This is a genomic window from Streptomyces sp. NRRL WC-3742 (assembly GCF_000720635.1).
Lineage (GTDB): Bacteria > Actinomycetota > Actinomycetes > Streptomycetales > Streptomycetaceae > Kitasatospora.
Genome location: NZ_JOCF01000145.1, coordinates 1 through 3,879 on the forward strand (window position 1 = coordinate 1; position 3,879 = coordinate 3,879).

Here is a 3,879-nt window from a genome sequence, read left to right on the forward strand (position 1 = left end):
TTCGACCTCTTCTTCAGCCTCGCCGAACGCCGCGGCACCGACGGCGAACCCCAGGGCATCACCGGCGCCGTCGAATACTCCAGCGACATCTACGACGCCCCCACCGTCCAAGCCCTCTTCAACCGCTGGATCCACCTGCTCGACACCGCCACCGCCCAACCCGACCAGCCCCTCAGCCGCATCAACCTGCTCACCGCGGAGGAGCACCACCGGCTGCTGGACACCTGGCTGGACACCGCCGTCGAGGTCGGCCCGGACCTGCTGCCGGCCCGCTTCGCCCGTCAGGCCGCCGCGACGCCGCAGGCCGTCGCCCTGATCGCCGGGGACGACTCCCTGACCTACGCGGAGCTGGACGCCCGCGCCAACCGGCTCGCCCACGCGCTGCTGCGCGAAGGCGCCGGACCGGACCGACTGGTCGCGCTCGCCCTGCCCCGGACCGCCGAGCTGGTGATCGCCCTGCTGGCCGTCCTCAAGACCGGCGCCGCCTACCTCCCTCTGGACCCCGACCACCCGGCGGCGCGGCTCACCCATGTGCTCGGTGACGCCCGGCCCGCCCTGCTGCTCACCGACACCCGCACCGAGCAGCACCTGCCCGCCGACGCGGACACCCGCCGACTGGCGCTGGACTCCGCCGAGGTCCGGGCCCTGCTGGCGGACTGCCCCGACACCGACCCGGCGGACGAGGGCGTGACCCCCGCCCCGGGCTCCGCCGCCTACGTGATCTACACCTCCGGCTCCACCGGCCGGCCCAAGGGGGTGGTCGTCCCGCACTCCGCGCTGGTCAACTTCCTCGCCGCGATGGGCCGGCAGGCCCCGCTGCGGGCCGAGGAGCGACTGCTCGCGGTCACCACGGTCGCCTTCGACATCGCCGCGCTGGAGCTGTACCACCCGCTGCTCTCCGGTGCCGCGGTCGTCCTGGTGCCCAAGGAGGCCGTTCCCCAGCCGTCCGCCGTGCTGGACCTGATCGCCCGGCACGGCGTCACCACCGTCCAGGGCACCCCGTCGCTCTGGCAACTCCTGGTCGGGCACGACGCGGAGGCCCTGCGCGGGCTGCGGATGCTGGTCGGCGGCGAGGCCCTTCCGACTTCCCTGGCCGAGACCCTGCGGGTGCTCAGCGACGACCTGGTCAACCTGTACGGCCCGACCGAGACCACCATCTGGTCCACCGCGGCCGAGCTGGCCGGCGGCACCGGCGCCCCGCCGATCGGGCGGCCGATCGCCAACACCAGGGTCTACGTTCTGGACGACGGCCTCCAGCCGGTCGCCCCCGGCGTGGTCGGCGAGCTGTACATCGCGGGCGCCGGCCTGGCCCGCGGCTACCTGGACCGCCCCGCCCTCACCGCCGAACGCTTCCCGGCCGACCCGTACGGACTCGAACCGGGCGGCCGGATGTACCGCACCGGCGACCTGGTCCGCTGGAGCCCGAAGGGCGAGCTGGAGTTCGTCGGCCGCGCCGACCACCAGGTCAAGGTCCGTGGCTTCCGGATCGAGCCCGGCGAGATCGAGAAGGTCCTCACCGACCACCCCGACGTCGCCCAGGCCGCCGTCGTCGTCCGCGAGGACCAGCCCGGCGACGCCCGACTGGTCGCCTACGTCGTCACCGGCGGCCCGGCGGACGCCCGCGACGAGCAGGTCGAACAGGACCAGTTGAACGAGTGGCAGGACCTCTACGACTCGGTCTACACGGCCGCCTCGGAGACCGCCTTCGGCGAGAACTTCGCCAGCTGGAACAGCAGTTACGACGGCCGGCCGATCCCGCTCGACCAGATGCGGGAATGGCGGGACACCACCGTCGAACGCATCCGCGACCTCAACCCCCGCCGGGTGCTGGAGATCGGCGTCGGCACGGGCCTGCTGCTGTCCCGGCTCGCCCCGCACTGCGAGGAGTACTGGGGCACGGACTTCTCACCCACCGTCATCGCCGACCTGCGCGGCCACGTGGAGGCCGACCCCGAACTCGCCGCCCGGGTGCGCCTGCACACCCGGCCCGCGCACGACTTCGACCGGCTCCCGCGTGGCCACTTCGACACCGTCGTCCTCAACTCGGTGGTCCAGTACTTCCCGAACGCCGGATACCTGGAGCAGGTCCTCGACCACGCCCTGCGCATCCTCGCGCCCGGCGGCACCGTCTTCATCGGCGACATCCGCAACCCCCGGCTGCTGCGCACCTTCACCACCGCCGTCCACACCGCCCGTGCCACCGACCCGGCGGACCACGCGGCCGTTCGGCGCGCCGTCGAGCACGCGCTGGTGCTGGAGAAGGAACTGCTGATCGATCCCGAGTACTTCACCGCGCTCGGCCACCACGTCCCCGACCTCGCCGGCGTCGACATCCGGCTCAAGCCCGGCACCGTCGAGAACGAACTCACCCGCTACCGCTACGACGCCACCCTCCACAAGGCCGGCGCCCACACCCACCCGCTCACCGGCACCCCTGAGCGGCCCTGGTCCGGGCACGCGGACCCGGACGCCGAACTGGCCGCGCTGGCCCGGCAACTCGACTCCGAGCGCCCCACCCGGCTGCGCGTCACCGGCATCCCCAACCCGCGCCTCGTCTGCGAACTCGCCCTCCAGCACGCCCTCGACGCCGCCGCTGCACCGACCACCACCGCACAGACCACCGCCGCACAGACCATCACCGCACAGACCACCGCCGCGCCGACCGCTGACGCCCCCGGGCCGCAGCCCGACCTGGACGCCCTGCACCGGCTCGGCCGGGAGCACGGCTACTGGACCGCCGCGACCTGGAACACCCACCGGCCCGACGCCGTCGACCTCGTCCTCGTCGCGCTGAGCGACCTCGACGGAGCCACGCCCACCGGCACCTACGCCTCGGCCGGAACCAGCACGCCCGCCACCCCGCTGTCCAGCCTGACCACCAACCCCACAGCCGGGCGCGGCACCAGCGCCCTCCTCACCACACTGCGCGAGCACGCCCGCACCTACCTGCCCGACTACATGCAGCCCAGCGCCGTCGTCCCGCTCGACCGGCTGCCGCTGACGGCGAACGGCAAGCTGGACCGGGCAGCCCTGCCCGCACCGGACTTCACCCTCGCCGGGACCGGCCGGGAGCCGCGCACCCCGCAGGAGCAGATCGTCTGCGACCTGTTCACCCAGGTCCTGGGCCTGCCCAGGGTCGGCATCGACGACGACTTCTTCGAACTCGGCGGCCACTCCCTGCTCGCCACCCGGCTGATCGCGCAGATCCGGGCACTCTTCGGCGTCGAGCTGGAGCTGCGCTCGCTGTTCGAGGGCCCGACCCCGGCCGCGGTGGCCGCCCGGCTGGACACCGCCGGGCCAGGCCGACTGGCGCTCACGGTGCAGGAGCGGCCCACGACCATGCCGCTGTCCTTCGCCCAGCGACGGCTCTGGTTCATCCACAAGATGGAGGGGCCGAGCGCCACCTACAACATCCCGCTGGCACTGCGGCTCAGCGGTGAACTGGACCGCGACGCGCTGCGCGGCGCGCTGACGGACCTGGTCGGTCGGCACGAGAGCCTGCGCACGGTCTTCCCCGAGATCGACGGCACGCCGTACCAGCGCCTGCTGCCGCCCGAAGCGGCGGCGCCCCGGCTGACCGTCACCCCGACCGGTGAGGCCGACCTGCCGGAGGCCCTGGAAGCGGCCGCCCGCTACGCCTTCGACCTCGCGGACCAGCCGCCGCTGCGCGCGGAACTGTTCGAGCTGTCCGCGCGGGAACACGTCCTGCTGCTGGTGGTTCACCACATCGCGGGCGACGGCTGGTCCCTCGGCCCGCTGGCCGCCGACCTCGCCCGCGCCTACGCCGCCCGTGCTGAGGGCCACGCACCGCAGTGGGCGCCGCTGCCCGTCCAGTACGCCGACTACACCCTCTGGCAGAACGAGCTGCTCGGCGACCAG

1 protein-coding gene is annotated in these 3,879 nt (G+C 73.6%); it reads left to right on the top strand.

Annotated features, from left to right (window positions below; genetic code table 11):
* Positions 1-3,879, top strand: a 3,879-nt coding sequence (locus tag IH61_RS0139575; protein ID WP_031079234.1) for a non-ribosomal peptide synthetase, incomplete at both ends; no start/stop codon positions are given.